Annotated in this window: 13 protein-coding genes and 3 tRNA genes; all 16 read left to right on the top strand. The window is 69.2% G+C overall.

Annotation, left to right across the window (positions count from 1 at the left end; translation table 11 throughout):
* Positions 1-120: 120 nt before the first annotated feature.
* The 16 genes from ACP6CK_RS07795 (at position 121) to rpoB (ending at position 14,097) form a co-directional block, all read left to right on the top strand.
* A tRNA-Tyr gene (locus ACP6CK_RS07795) sits at positions 121-203 on the top strand.
* Positions 204-268: 65 nt separating this feature from the next.
* Positions 269-342, top strand: a tRNA-Gly gene (locus ACP6CK_RS07790).
* A gap of 92 nt (positions 343-434) precedes the next feature.
* Positions 435-1,622, top strand: a complete 1,188-nt coding sequence (tuf, locus tag ACP6CK_RS07785; RefSeq protein WP_426958299.1) for an elongation factor Tu — start codon at positions 435-437, stop codon at positions 1,620-1,622.
* Positions 1,623-1,735: 113 nt separating this feature from the next.
* Entirely contained in the window at positions 1,736-2,956 is a 1,221-nt protein-coding gene (locus ACP6CK_RS07780) for a glycosyltransferase 61 family protein (protein WP_426958314.1), read from the top strand.
* 65 nt (positions 2,957-3,021) lie between these two features.
* Entirely contained in the window at positions 3,022-3,456 is a 435-nt protein-coding gene (locus ACP6CK_RS07775; RefSeq protein WP_426958313.1) for an RDD family protein, read from the top strand.
* A gap of 6 nt (positions 3,457-3,462) precedes the next feature.
* Positions 3,463-4,551 (top strand): hypothetical protein, encoded by a 1,089-nt coding sequence (locus tag ACP6CK_RS07770; protein WP_426958312.1) that lies wholly within the window; start codon positions 3,463-3,465, stop codon positions 4,549-4,551.
* A 14-nt stretch (positions 4,552-4,565) separates the two neighbouring features.
* Positions 4,566-5,186: a DUF1796 family putative cysteine peptidase gene (locus tag ACP6CK_RS07765; RefSeq protein WP_426958311.1), complete on the top strand. Its 621-nt coding sequence runs from the start codon at positions 4,566-4,568 to the stop codon at positions 5,184-5,186.
* Positions 5,187-5,499: 313 nt separating this feature from the next.
* Positions 5,500-5,576 (top strand) — tRNA-Trp (locus tag ACP6CK_RS07760).
* An 86-nt stretch (positions 5,577-5,662) separates the two neighbouring features.
* A complete protein-coding gene (secE, locus tag ACP6CK_RS07755; protein WP_426958310.1) occupies positions 5,663-5,857 on the top strand; it encodes a preprotein translocase subunit SecE in 195 nt (64 codons plus the stop codon).
* 132 nt (positions 5,858-5,989) lie between these two features.
* The gene (nusG, locus tag ACP6CK_RS07750) at positions 5,990-6,526 is read left to right on the top strand and encodes a transcription termination/antitermination protein NusG (RefSeq protein WP_426958309.1); all 537 of its coding nucleotides are present in this window, start codon (positions 5,990-5,992) and stop codon (positions 6,524-6,526) included.
* A gap of 207 nt (positions 6,527-6,733) precedes the next feature.
* On the top strand, positions 6,734-6,955 hold the full coding sequence (locus ACP6CK_RS07745) for a hypothetical protein (protein ID WP_426958308.1): 222 nt from the start codon (positions 6,734-6,736) through the stop codon (positions 6,953-6,955).
* A gap of 251 nt (positions 6,956-7,206) precedes the next feature.
* Positions 7,207-7,641, top strand: coding sequence for a 50S ribosomal protein L11 (gene rplK, locus ACP6CK_RS07740; protein WP_426958307.1), 435 nt, complete (start codon positions 7,207-7,209; stop codon positions 7,639-7,641).
* A 3-nt stretch (positions 7,642-7,644) separates the two neighbouring features.
* Positions 7,645-8,340, top strand: a complete 696-nt coding sequence (gene rplA / locus ACP6CK_RS07735; protein WP_426958306.1) for a 50S ribosomal protein L1 — start codon at positions 7,645-7,647, stop codon at positions 8,338-8,340.
* A 361-nt stretch (positions 8,341-8,701) separates the two neighbouring features.
* On the top strand, positions 8,702-9,238 hold the full coding sequence (gene rplJ, locus ACP6CK_RS07730; RefSeq protein WP_426958305.1) for a 50S ribosomal protein L10: 537 nt from the start codon (positions 8,702-8,704) through the stop codon (positions 9,236-9,238).
* A gap of 77 nt (positions 9,239-9,315) precedes the next feature.
* Positions 9,316-9,699: a 50S ribosomal protein L7/L12 gene (gene rplL, locus ACP6CK_RS07725; RefSeq protein ID WP_426958304.1), complete on the top strand. Its 384-nt coding sequence runs from the start codon at positions 9,316-9,318 to the stop codon at positions 9,697-9,699.
* 198 nt (positions 9,700-9,897) lie between these two features.
* Entirely contained in the window at positions 9,898-14,097 is a 4,200-nt protein-coding gene (gene rpoB, locus ACP6CK_RS07720; protein ID WP_426958303.1) for a DNA-directed RNA polymerase subunit beta, read from the top strand.
* Positions 14,098-14,194: the final 97 nt, after the last annotated feature.

Below are 14,194 nucleotides of genomic sequence, written 5' to 3'. Positions count from 1 at the left end.
ATCGCGCCCCGCGCGCCGCGGCGGAAGTCGCGCGCGGGACCGTGCGTGCCGTTGACACCCGGCCGGCTTCCCGGATAGGTCCGCCCCGCTCCCGCCCGAAAGGGTTAGGGGACACCCTGTGGAGGGGTGCCCGAGTGGCTAAAGGGGACGGACTGTAAATCCGTTGGCTAGCGCCTACGTTGGTTCAAATCCAACCCCCTCCATGTGTCCCAGCATCCCGGCTGGCGCGGCGCAGGATGGTCCTGATTCCGGACCGGCGAGTGGGTCGGCGGGTGTAACTCAATGGTAGAGTTCCAGCCTTCCAAGCTGGCTATGCGGGTTCGATTCCCGTCACCCGCTCCACGCGCCCACTAGCACGCACCATATAGACACCGGCACCAACACGGCCCGCTGCGGGCAGGGGCGCGAGCCCCGGGACAAGGGACAGGTCACGCATGTCGAAGGCGAAGTTTGAGCGGAACAAGCCGCACTGCAACATCGGGACGATCGGCCATGTGGATCATGGCAAGACGTCTTTGACGGCGGCGATCACGAAGGTTCTGGCCAAGAAGGGGGGCGCGACCTTCACGGCGTATGACCAGATCGACAAGGCGCCGGAGGAGCGGGCGCGCGGCATCACGATCTCGACCGCGCACGTCGAGTACGAGACGGACAACCGCCACTACGCGCACGTGGACTGCCCGGGCCACGCCGACTACGTGAAGAACATGATCACGGGCGCGGCGCAGATGGACGGCGCGATCCTCGTGGTCTCGGCCGCCGATGGCCCGATGCCGCAGACGCGCGAGCACATCCTGCTGGCGCGCCAGGTCGGCGTGCCGGCGCTGGTGGTGTTCCTGAACAAGGTGGACATGGCGGACCCGGACCTGCTGGAGCTGGTCGAGATGGAGGTGCGCGAGCTGCTGTCCTCCTACCAGTTCCCGGGGGACGACATCCCGATCATCCACGGCTCGGCGCTGATGGCGCTGGAGGACAAGCAGCCGGAGATCGGCGAGCAGGCGGTGCTGAAGCTGATGGAGGCGGTGGACGCCTACATCCCGCAGCCCGAGCGCCCGAAGGACCGTCCGTTCCTGATGCCGATCGAGGACGTGTTCTCGATCTCCGGCCGCGGGACGGTGGTGACGGGCCGCGTGGAGCGCGGCGTGGTGAAGGTCGGCGAGGAGATCGAGATCGTCGGCCTGAAGGACACGACGAAGACGACGGTGACCGGCGTCGAGATGTTCCGCAAGCTGCTTGACCAGGGCGAGGCGGGCGACAACATCGGCGCGCTCCTGCGCGGCACGAAGCGTGAGGACGTGGAGCGCGGGCAGGTTCTGGCCGCCCCGGGCTCGATCAAGCCGCACGCGAAGTTCAAGGCCGAGGCCTACGTGCTGACGAAGGAGGAGGGCGGGCGCCACACGCCGTTCTTCACGAACTACCGGCCGCAGTTCTACTTCCGGACGACCGACGTCACGGGCGTGGTGCAGCTGCCCGAGGGCGTGGAGATGGTGATGCCCGGCGACAACGTGACGATGTCGGTCGAGCTGATCGCCCCCATCGCCATGGACGAGGGCCTGCGCTTCGCCATCCGCGAGGGCGGCCGCACCGTCGGCGCCGGCGTCGTCGCCAGCATCGAGAAGTAGTCCGCAGGACGGGCCGGTCCGGTGAAGGCGTCACCGGACCGGCCCGTTGGGCGCGGGATCCCGCGGGGTCCCGCCGTCCCTGGGCGGCCCTCCCATGTTGGGGGATGACCGCCGTGCCGGGTGACGCTCCGGCCGAGGCACCCACTGATCCGGCGGGCGCCATGATGTCCTTCCCCGACATCGTCGTGACGCCCACCGCCGGCATCCTGGGCACACCAGAGCCCTTCGAGTTCAAGGGCGGGCCCCGCTGGCCCGACTTCTCGTCGCAGGTCGACGCGCGGCACCTTCGCGACGCGACGCCGCGGCCCTTCGACTCCCCACCTGATCCGCCGGCGGAGGTGCCGGACACCCTGCCGGAGGCCATCTGGTGCGGGCCGGTCTGCGGTCATTTCGGCCATGCGATCGCGGATTTCGGCATGAGGATCGCCGCCTCCGCGGCCCTGCCGGGCGGGCTGCCGCTGCTCTTCTCCCGCCCTGCGGTCGGGGGCGCTCATCCCATCGCCGAACCGCCGGCCTTTTTCGCGGAGATGTTGCAGCAGCTCGGGGCCGATCCGGGCCGGGCCGTCCTCCTCCGGCAGCCCGTGCGGGTGGGGCGGCTACACGTGCTGCCCCAGGCCGAGCGGCTGCGCGGCCCGCGCCCGAGCGAGGCCCATCTGGACCTGATGGACCGCGTCACGGCGCGCGGGCGCGACCCGGACCTGGCCGGGCGGACGGTGTTCGTGTCCCGCAGCAAGATCCGGGCGGACAGCCTACGGGGACGGATCGCGGCGGAGGCTTATCTCGACGACGTTCTTGCCCGCGCCGGCGTGGTGGTCGTCCATCCGGAGGCGCTGCCGCTGGCCGAGCAAATGCGGCTCTATCGAAGCGCGGGGACGCTCGTCTTCTCCGAGGGGTCGGCGCTGCACGGGCTCCAGCTGCTCGGGCGGGTGAGCGGGCGGATCGGCGTCCTCCTGCGCCGCACGCGGGGGCGGATGGCAGAGGGCGCCGTCTCCGGGCGCTTCGCGCGCGTCCACTGGCTCAACGTGCTGGATGGCATGGCCCACGGGCTGCGGCGGGACGGAAAGGGCGCGGAGGTCGGCGGGGGGGTGACGGTGCTGGACCCCCAGGCACTGCTCGCCGCTCTTGGGGATCGGTTCGGCCTGCACCTCGGGCCGCACTGGGACCATGCGGCCTACCGGGAGGCCTGCTTGGCCGACGTGTCCACCTGGCTGCACTACCGCAACCGCCTGCGCCATCGGACGCCGCACCCGGAGGGCGACGTGGCCACCGCTCAGGAGACGGCGCGGTCCGTGCGGCTCTTCGCCGACGTGCTGGACCGCCTGCCACCGGTCTGACGAAGGCGTCGGGCTTTGCGCGATGGGGCTTCGGTCGTAATCCTCCGGCCGGCAAGGTGGATGGCATGGACGGCGGACGGGTGGGCGGAGCGGCATTGGCCGGGTTCTGGGCGCGGCTGGTGGCCACCATCCTGGACGCGGCCTGGATGCTCCCGGCCGGCTGGGCGCTTGCTCTCGCGGGCATCCTGCTGCGCGGCGGGCAGGACCTGACGCCGGGGGCGGAGGTGCTGCTGAACCTGATCTCCGCGCTCGTGGTGCTGCTGTTCTGGGCGTCCCGGCAGGCGACCCCGGGCAAGATCCTGCTGCGGCTGCGGATCGTCGACGCGCGGACGGGCGGGACGCCGCCCTGGCCGCGGCTGGTGCTGCGTTACCTCGGCTACCTCGTCTCGGCCCTGCCGCTGGGGGTGGGGTATCTCTGGATGCTCTGGGACCCGCACCGCCAGTGCTGGCACGACCGGATCGCCGGCACGCTGGTGGTGCAGGATCCGCCGCGGGGCTAGGGGCCGGTGCCGGTCATCGACGGCGGGAGGCTGCCGATCCCCGACGGCGCCGCCTTCGAGGCCTCCTTCTGGAAGGGCAAGACGAACTTCCGCCCGCTGCTGGGCAAGGTCTACCGCGAGGTCTGGCGGGTCACGGACACGGCGCCGATGATCCGGCTGCTGCAGGGGGTGATGCGCCCGACCTGGACGCTGGAGCACCGGGTGGAGGCGCCGGAGTATCGCGCGCTGGCCCCCGCGCTGCTCTCCGTGCTGGCGGAAGCGAACGCGCCGGTCCTGTTCCATTCCCCGCACGAGGCGCCGCCGGAGGGGAACGTGATCCGGCTGACCTGGCACGGGAACGGCAAGGCGCGGCAGCGCTGGCACTACAAGGCCGGGCATCTGCCGCACCGGCTGCACTTCGACCGTGAGGGGTATTCGGGTTGGTCGGAGGTGGCGGCGCTGGACCAGCGCGCCCTCCTGGCGGTCCGGCCGGAGGAGGGTGAGGAGCACTATGACGCGGTGATCCGGCCGCATCTGGCCAGCGGGGCGTCCAAGTACCGTCAGGACGCGTCCCGGCCGGTGGAAGGCGAGGGCTTCGTCTTCGTTCCGCTGCAGCTGGTGAACGACTCGGTGATCTCGCTGAAGTTCTTCGAGGCGGGCTACCTCGACGGGATGCGGCGGGCGGTGGCGCGGCTGCTCGAGGCGGGGCTGCCGGTGATCGTGAAGCGCCACCCGCATTGCGACAGCCCGGAGGTCGCGCGGTTCCTGGCGGGGCTGCCGGAGGGCGTGGTCAGCACGGCCTCGGTCCACCGGCTGATCCCGCGCAGCCGCTGCGTCCTGACGCTGAACTCCGGCGTAGGGTTCGAGGCGTTGATGCACCTCAAGCCCGTGGTGGCGATGGGGCGGGCGGACTACGCTCCCCTGGCGGCCGAGCTGCGCGACCCGGACGGGGTGGTGCAGGCGGTCGCGACGGCGCGGCTCGACCCGGCGCTGGCCAAGCGGTTCCTGCTGCTGTCCCTGGAAGGGCACGGGCTGGACCCGCGGGACCCGGCCTCGGTTCGGCGGGCGGTGCTGCGGGCGCTGTGCCACAACATGATGGAGCTGGCGCCGCGTTAGGGAGGAAAGGGCCGATGGAGTTCCGCCACGTCATCCCGCTCGGCTCCCGCTGCCGGCTGACGCACAACCTGCGCCGGCATTTCGGGGGCGACGATAAGTTCCCCTTCGACTGGTTCATCCTGACGCTGTCCGGGCTGCTGCGCTGCCTGGAGGTCGGCATGGACCCGAAGCCGATCTACGACCCCGCGCTGCTGGAGCCGGTGCTGGACGCCAAGGGGCGGCTGCATTCCGTCCGGAACACGCGCTTCGGCATCCTGCACCACCACGATTTCCCCCGGACCAAGGACGACCTGATGGGGCCGGAATGGCGGGACCACGTGCCGCAGGCGGCGGCGCGGTTCGGGCACCTGGCGAACCGGCTGCGGGCGGCGGCGATGGCCGGGCCCGTGCTGTTCGTGCGGGAGCGGCATTCGGAGGACGATCCCAACGCGCTGGGAACGTTGGTCGAGGCGCTGCGGGGGTTGGTCCCCTCCGGCGAGGTGCGGCTGCTGGCGGTGAACTACAACCCGGCCCGGGTGCCGACGGGGATCGAGACGATCACCGTCACGGAGCCGGAGAAGGTCGGTTGGCGCGGCCATCCGGAGGCCTGGGACGCGGCCCTGGGCGGGACAGGACATCGGCGGATGGCCGCCTGACCGAGGTGGCGCACCTCCGGTGGCCGTAGCCGCGGGGCAACGCCCAGGCGGCCGGTCAGTCCGAATCGAATCGCCGGACCGGCCGGAGAGGAAGGGCGCGGTCGGCCCGCTGCGACCGCCGGGATGCCCCGTCAGCAGCTCTTGGGGGGGCGAACTGCTTTCTTCGAAGCCGTCACGCCGCCGCGGCACTTGTGCCGTCGACGCTTCCGTCGGTGGTGAGGAGGCGCTGGACCTCGGGCGGGCCGATGCCGCCCCTCGACAGGCGCAGCCTGTTGCCGTAAGGCACCGGCCCTGCGCGGCCGTCCCGGGCTGTAGGGGCGTAGCTCAATTGGCTAGAGCGCCGGTCTCCAAAACCGGAGGTTGGGGGTTCGAGACCCTCCGCCCCTGCCAGGGGTGGCCGCGCATGTCGGATTCATCGCATTGCGCGCCGTTCGCTGCCTCTTCCGGGGCGGGGCGGCGTGCCGGAGGGGGCCCGCTTGGCCGGTTTCGATCCCGCAGGTTACCTGCGTGAGGTTCGGCAGGAGATCGGCCGGGTCACCTGGCCGTCCCGGCGCGAGACGCTGATCACCACGGGGCTCGTGCTGGGCCTGTCCGTCGTGGCGGCGATCTTCTTCCTGGTGGTGGACAAGGTGATCCAGTTGGCGACGCGGCTCCTGTTCGGCTTCGGCTGAGCGAGCGGCCGTTACGGGTTTGGCATCGGGGCAGGGCCGGACCATCTCCGGTCCCGTGACCCGGTTCGGGAGGCGGGTGTCGCCGGAGGCCTCTGGCCGGAGGCGGCGCCGTTGATGGAGGTTCCAGCGGCCATGGCCGACAAGAAGTGGTACGTGGTCCACGTCTATTCGGGCTTCGAGAAGAAGATCGCCCAGCAGATCAAGGAGCAGGCGGCCCAGAAGGGACTGGCCGATCAGTTCGAGGACGTCCTGGTCCCCTCCGAGGAGGTGGTCGAGGTCCGGCGGGGGCAGAAGGTTAACTCCGAGCGGAAGTTCTTCCCGGGCTACGTTCTGGTGAAGATGCAGATGACGGACGACGCCTGGCACCTGGTGACCGGCACGCCGAAGGTGACGGGCTTCCTGGGTGCGAAGAACAAGCCGGCGGCCATCCCCGAGCGGGAGGCGATGCGGATGCTCCAGCAGGTTCAGGAGACGGCGGAGAAGCCGCGGCGGCCTTCCATCACCTTCGAGGTGGGGGAGCAGGTGCGGGTGGCCGACGGGCCGTTCACCTCCTTCAACGGCACGGTCGAGGAGGTCGACGAGGAGAAGGGGCGGGTGAAGGTCTCCGTCTCGATCTTCGGGCGGGCGACGCCGGTGGAACTGGAGTACGGGCAGGTGGAGAAGGCCTGAGGCCTTTCCGTCCTGAGTGGTTCCTTCTTACTTCCTCACTGTCTGAGTTCCCGCGGGGTCGCCACTGGCGGCCCCTTTTCGTTGGGGACCCACCGCTGAACGGTTCGCGGTCCCTCAGGCACCTTACTTCCTTACTTTCTTACTTTCAGAGAGCTATCCGTGGGTTAAGGTGACCCGATCGGGGGAGGGCGTGCCGTGATCGCCAAGATGACCAGCAAGAATCAGGTGACGCTGCCGAAGGCTGCCGTGGAGCAGGTCGGGAATCCGACGCATTTCAGGGTCCAGGTGGCCCAGGGGGCGATCATCCTGTTTCCGGCCAGCCTGGTCGTGAACGAGGCCGCGAACGAGGCGATGGCCCGGGTGGAAGAACTGGGGATCACCGATGTGAAGCTGCGGAAGATGCTGAAGAAGCTGGGGGCGAAGGGATAGGGCTCCAGCGGTCAGGCGTGGAGGCGCCGACACGGTTGAGCGTATCTTAGGAATATATTGATTGTCCAGCAGGATTTCGCGCTGAGGGGAATTCCGGCTGGACAGGGTCGGGAAGGGAGCCTATATCGCCGGGCCGCGCGGCTGGGGTGTCCCCGGCCGCGCGCCCTTTTCAGGGAACGTGGGAGGTTCGGACCCGGTTTCGGGGCGGGCCGTCTGTACCGCGGGCCTCTGATCGAAAGAGAGGTTCCATCATGGCGAAGAAGATCGCCGGCTACATCAAGCTGCAGATTCCGGCGGGCAAGGCGAACCCGTCCCCGCCCGTGGGCCCGGCGCTGGGTCAGCGCGGCCTGAACATCATGCAGTTCGTGAAGGAGTTCAACGCGGCGACCCAGGGCATGGAGCCCGGCACGCCGACGCCGGTGGTGATCACCGCCTTCACCGACCGCACCTTCTCCTTCATCACCAAGACGCCGCCGAACACCTACTTCCTGCTGAAGGCCGCCAAGCTTGAGAAGGGCAGCCAGACGCCGGGCAAGGGCGGCTCCGTCGGGCGCGTGACCAAGACGCAGCTGGCCGAGATCGCCAAGGTGAAGATGAAGGACATGAACTGCGACACCGAGGAGGCCGCGGTGCGCATGCTGGCCGGGTCCGCCCGCGCCATGGGCATGACCGTGGTGGAGGGCTGAGCGATGGCCAAGCAGGGCAAGCGTCTGCGGAAGGCCGTTGAGGGCCTCGACCTGGAGAAGACCTACGCGCTGGCCGAGGCCATCGCGACGGTGAAGAAGGCCGCGACCGCGAAGTTCGACGAGACCGTCGAGATCTCCATGAACCTGGGCATCGACCCCCGGCACGCGGACCAGATGGTGCGCGGTGTGGTGGGCCTGCCGAACGGGACGGGTAAGACGGTGCGCGTGGGCGTCTTCGCCCGTGGCGCGAAGGCCGAGGAGGCGACCGCCGCCGGGGCCGACGTGGTGGGCGCCGACGAGCTCGCCGCTGCCGTCCAGGAAGGCAAGATCGACTTCGACCGCTGCATCGCGACCCCGGACATGATGGGTCTGGTGGGGCGGCTCGGTAAGATCCTCGGCCCGCGCGGGCTGATGCCGAACCCGAAGCTTGGCACCGTGACCATGGACGTGAAGGGCGCGGTTTCCGCCGCCAAGGCGGGCCAGGTGGAGTTCCGGGCGGAGAAGGCGGGGATCGTTCATGCCGGGATCGGCAAGGCGAGCTTCGATGAGGGCAAGCTGCTGGAGAACGCGAAGGCCTTCGTGGAGGCCATCCAGCGCGCCAAGCCGACCGGTGCCAAGGGGACCTATGTGAAGAAGGTGGCGGTGTCCTCCTCCATGGGCCCGGGCGTGAAGGTCGACGTCTCGAGCCTGTCCGCCTGAGGGTGAGCGCGGGCGGTTCGCCGCCCGCGGGTTGAGGGGTTGGTCGTCCTGGACGGCCGGCCCCGGCGAGATACGCCCCGCTCCGGCGGGGCGGGCAGGGTGGGGAAACCCATCCGAACCTGTCCGAGACCCGGTGTGGCCCCCGTCCCTGTGAGGGGTGGCCTTGAAGCGGTTCGCCGCGCAACGGGGAGACGGGGTGCCTGAGACGAGTGATCCGGCGGGGCCCTGGCCCGGCCGGGCTTGGCTTGCGGCTTCCGGCTTGATTCAGACAGGCGAACCGGGGCGTGCCCAGGCGGGCGCGTCCCTGCGTGAACCGGCCGGGACCCCTCCACAAGGCACCGGCTTTTCGTAGGAGACGGGAATGGACCGTACGGAGAAGCGCGAGTTCGTCGCGACGCTCGGCACGGTGTTCGCGGAGACCTCCTTCGTGCTCGTGACCCAGAACAAGGGTCTCACGGTCGCGGCGGTGGATGATCTGCGGCGCCGGATGCGGGCGGCAGGCGCGACGTACAAGGTCGCGAAGAACCGGCTGGCCACCCGTGCCCTCGACGGCACCCGCTTCCAGGGCATCTCGCCGCTGCTGAAGGGTCCGACCGCGCTTGCGTGGTCGCGGGACCCGGTGGCCGTGGCGAAGACCGCCGTGGAGTTCGCCAAGGGGAACGACAAGTTCGTCGTTCTGGGCGGGGCGCTCGGAAACCAGGTCCTCAACGCCGAAGGCGTGAAGGCCCTGTCCGAGCTGCCCTCGCTCGAGACGCTGCGGGCGCAGCTGCTGGGTCTGATCCAGACCCCGGCGACGCGCATCGCGGGCGTGCTGCAGGCTCCGGCCGGGCAGCTGGCGCGGGTGTTCAAGGCCTATGCCGACAAGGATGGGTCGTCCGAGGGCGCGGAAGCCGCCTGAAACGCTGAGTTCCCCGCCCGGTTGCGGGCGGGGTTGCAAACATCAAGCCAAGCCATTAGATCACGGAGCACATAGACATGGCCGATCTCGCGAAGCTCGTTGACGAGCTGTCCAGCCTCACGGTTCTGGAAGCCGCTGAGCTGTCCAAGATGCTTGAGGAGAAGTGGGGCGTGTCCGCCGCGGCGCCGGTCGCCATGGCGGCCGCGCCGGCGGCTGGCGGCGGTGCCGCTGCCGCGCCGGTCGAGGAGCAGACGGAGTTCACCGTCGTCCTGGCCGCCTCGGGCGACAAGAAGATCAACGTCATCAAGGAGATCCGCACGATCACCGGCCTGGGCCTGAAGGAGGCCAAGGACCTGGTCGAGGGCGCTCCGAAGACGGTGAAGGAAGGCGTTTCCAAGGACGAGGCGGAGAAGATCCGCAAGGTCCTCGAGGAGAACGGTGCCAAGGTCGAGGTCAAGTAAGACCTCTTCCCAGGCGTGCCCCGGCCCGGTTGGCCGGGGCGAGAGTTGGATCGGTGGGCCGGGCGGAAACCAGAGCGGTTTCCGCCCGCGTCCGCTTTCGCCGGGTATTCACCCCGGCTGCGAAATGATCGGGGTTCCGGGACGGGGCGGTCTCGCGGACCCTGGCGGAATTGGCGGGCGAAGGGAAGCAGGGCTGGCATGAACGCGATCTCGAAGGGCTTCGACGGCAACAAGGGCTTCACTGGCCGCAAGCGCATCCGGAAGAGCTTCGGGCGGCTGCCCGAGGTGGCGCCGATGCCGAACCTGATCGACGTGCAGCGCGCCTCCTATGAAGCCTTCCTGCAGATGGAGGTGGAGCCGGAGTTCCGCGCCCATGCCGGCCTGCAGGAGGTGTTCAAGGGCGTCTTTCCGATCAACGACTTCGCCGGCCGCGGCAGCCTCGAGTTCGTCCGCTACGAGTTCGAGGAGGCGAAGTACGATGTCGAGGAGTGCATCCAGCGCGGGCTGACCTATGCGGCGCCGCTGAAGGCCCACCTGCGCCTGATCGTCTGGGACATCGACGAGGACACCGGCTCCCGCTCCATCCGCGATATCAAGGAGCAGGGCGTCTACATGGGCGACATCCCGCTCATGACGGACAACGGCACCTTCATCGTGAACGGGACCGAGCGCGTCATCGTGTCCCAGATGCACCGCTCACCCGGCGTGTTCTTCGACCACGACAAGGGCAAGACCCACTCCTCCGGCAAGTACCTCTTCGCGGCCCGGGTGATCCCCTATCGCGGCTCCTGGCTCGACTTCGAGTTCGACGCGAAGGACATCTGCTACGTCCGCATCGACCGGAAGCGGAAGCTGCCGGCGACGACGCTGCTCTATGCGCTCGATTCGGCCGCGACCGAGGCGAAGCGGGCCGAGCGCGGCGCCGAGGCGCTGGAGTCCGGCGAGGTGCGCGGCATGGACGCCGAGGAGATCCTGAACACCTTCTACGGCCGCGTGGAGTTCTCCCGCGGGCCGCAGGGCTGGTCGCGCCCCTATGAGCCGGACGCCTTCCGCGGGCTGAAGCTGACCGAGGACCTGGTCGACGCGGCGACCGGCAAGGTGGTGGCCGCGAAGGACACGAAGCTCAACCCGCGCGCCGCCCGCAAGATCGCGGATGAGGGCACCAAGGAGGTGCTCGTCGGCCGGGCCGACCTGCTCGGGCGCTACGTGGCCGAGGACCTGGTGGACATGTCCACCGGCGAGATCCACGCGGAGGCGGGCGAGGAGCTGACGGAGGCGAAGCTCGCCGCCATCGAGGCGGCCGGCTACGACAGCCTGGCGACGCTGGCGATCGACTCCACCGTCGGCCCCTGGATGCGCAACACGCTCGCGGTGGACAAGAACTCGTCCCGCGACGACGCGCTGATGGACATCTACCGCGTCATGCGCCCGGGCGAGCCGCCCACCCCGGAGACGGCCGAGACGCTGTTCCGCGGTCTGTTCTTCGATGGCGAGCGCTATGACCTCTCGGCCGTGGGCCGGGTGAAGATGAACATGCGGCTCGGCTTCTCCATGGAGGAGGCGCCGGACACGCAGCGTACCCTGCGCAAGCAGGACATCCTGGCCACCGTCCGCACGCTGCTGGAGCTGAAGGACGGCAAGGGGCAGATCGACGACATCGACAACCTTGGCAACCGCCGGGTGCGCTCGGTCGGCGAGCTGATGGAGAACCAGTACCGGGTCGGCCTGCTGCGCATGGAGCGGGCGATCAAGGAGCGCATGGGGTCGGTGGACATCGACACCGTGATGCCGACGGACCTGATCAACGCGAAGCCGGCGGCCGCCGCGGTGCGCGAGTTCTTCGGGTCGTCCCAGCTGTCCCAGTTCATGGACCAGACGAACCCGCTGTCGGAGGTGACGCATAAGCGGCGCCTCTCGGCGCTCGGGCCGGGTGGTCTGACGCGGGAGCGGGCGGGCTTCGAGGTGCGCGACGTGCACCCGACCCATTACGGCCGCATCTGCCCGATCGAGACGCCGGAGGGGCCGAACATCGGCCTGATCAACTCGCTGGCGACCTTCGCGAAGGTGAACAAGTACGGCTTCATCGAGACGCCGTACCAGATGGTGCGCGACGGCAAGATTACGGGCGAGCCCCGCTACCTCTCCGCCATGGAGGAGGAGAAGCTCGTCGTCGCCCAGGCCGATGCCGAGGTGGACCGGGAGACGGGCGAGTTCCGCTCGGAGCTCGTGTCCGTGCGGCAGAGCGGCGACTTCCGGCTGGTGAAGCCGGAGGAGGTGACCGCCATTGACGTGTCCCCGAAGCAGCTCGTGTCCGTGGCGGCGGCGCTGATCCCGTTCCTGGAGAATGACGACGCGAACCGGGCGCTGATGGGCTCCAACATGCAGCGCCAGGCGGTGCCGCTGGTGAAGTCCGACGCGCCGCTGGTGGGCACGGGCATGGAGGCCGCGGTGGCGCGGGATTCCGGTGCCTCCATCGTGGCGCGGCGAGACGGCGTGGTGGACAGCATCGACGGCGCGCGCATCGTGGTGCGCGCGACGGGCGAGGACGGCACGACCCGGGGCGTCGACATCTACCGCCTGCGGAAGTTCCAGCGGTCCAACCAGTCCACCTGCATCAATCAGCGGCCGCTGGTCCGCGTGGGCGACGAGGTGCGGGCCGGCGACATCATCGCCGACGGCCCGTCCACCGAGCTGGGCGAGCTGGCCCTCGGGCGGAACGCGCTCTGCGCCTTCATGCCCTGGAACGGCTACAACTTCGAGGACTCCATCCTCATCAGCGAGCGGATCGCGCAGGATGACGTGTTCACGTCCATCCACATCGACGAGTTCGAGGTGAGCGCGCGCGACACGAAGCTCGGCCAGGAGGAGATCACCCGCGACATCCCGAACGTGGGTGAGGAGGCGCTGCGCAACCTCGACGAGGCCGGCATCGTCTACATCGGCGCCGAGGTGCAGCCGGGCGACATCCTGGTGGGCAAGGTGACGCCGAAGGGCGAGAGCCCGATGACGCCGGAGGAAAAGCTTCTCCGCGCGATCTTCGGCGAGAAGGCGTCCGACGTACGTGACACGTCGCTGCGCCTGCCGCCGGGGGTGTCGGGCACCATCGTGGACGTTCGCGTGTTCAGCCGTCGTGGTGTGGACAAGGACGAGCGCGCCATGGCGATCGAGCGCGCCGAGATCGAGCGGCTTGCGAAGGACCGCGACGACGAGCGGGCCATCCAGGAGCGGTCCTTCACCGGGCGGCTCCGCGAGGTGCTGCTGAACCGTAAGGCGGCGGGCGGCTTTAAGGGCGTCAAGCAGGGCACGGTCATCACCGATGAGGTGCTGGGCGAGTTCAACCGGATGACCTGGCGGCAGATCTCCGTCTCCGACGACGCGGCCCAGGCGCAGCTGGAGGCGCTGAAGCGCGAGTTCGACGCGGCGGTGGAGCGGCTGCAGAAGCGCTTCGAGAACAAGGTGGAGAAGCTGCAACGCGGCGACGAGCTGCCGCCCGGCGTGATGAAGATGGTCAAGGTCTTCGTCGCGGTGAAGCGGAAGCTGCAGCCCGGCGACAAGATGGCCGGTCGCCACGGCAACAAGGGCGTCGTCTCCCGCGTCGTGCCGATCGAGGACATGCCGTTCCTGGAGGACGGCACGCCGGTCGACCTGGTTCTCAACCCGCTGGGCGTGCCCTCGCGCATGAACATCGGGCAGATCCTGGAGACGCATCTCGGCTGGGCCTGCGCGAACCTCGGCAAGCAGATCGGCGAGGTGGTGGAGGATTACCGCCGTGCCGGTGCTGCCCGGGACGCGCTGATCGACAAGCTGCGCGAGGTCTATGGGGACGAGATCACGGACCGTGAGATCGTCAACATGTCCGAGGATCAGCTTCTGGAGCTCGGCGAGAACCTGAAGCGCGGCGTGCCGATCGCGACGCCGGTCTTCGACGGCGCGCGCATCTCCGACATCGAGGCGATGCTGACCCAGGCCGGGCTGGACACGTCCGGGCAGGTGCAGCTGGTGGATGGACGTTCGGGCGAGCCCTTCGAGCGGAAGGTCACGGTCGGCTACATCTACATGCTGAAGCTGCACCACTTGGTGGATGACAAGATCCACGCGCGGTCCATCGGTCCCTACTCGCTCGTTACGCAGCAGCCGCTGGGTGGCAAGGCGCAGTTTGGCGGCCAGCGCTTCGGCGAGATGGAGGTCTGGGCGCTGGAAGCCTATGGCGCGGCCTACACGCTGCAGGAGATGCTGACGGTGAAGTCCGACGACGTGTCGGGCCGCACCAAGGTGTACGAGGCGATCGTCCGTGACCAGGACACCTTCGAGGCCGGCATCCCCGAGAGCTTCAACGTGCTGACCAAGGAGCTGAAGAGCCTTGGCCTGAACGTCGACCTCGAGAACCGCGGCTCCTGAGCAACTGCATTGAGGATCGCGCCGGCCCCTTCCCAGCGGGGCCGGCCGCTGATGTGGCGTCGTGCGAGCGGCGCAGGCTGGACTTGAGAAGGAAGGC

Source organism: Muricoccus radiodurans (assembly GCF_050154705.1).
Taxonomy (GTDB): Bacteria; Pseudomonadota; Alphaproteobacteria; order Acetobacterales; family Acetobacteraceae; genus Roseomonas; species Roseomonas radiodurans.
The sequence above is the reverse complement of the archived record's forward strand: the minus strand, read 5'-3'. Positions and strand labels throughout refer to the sequence as shown.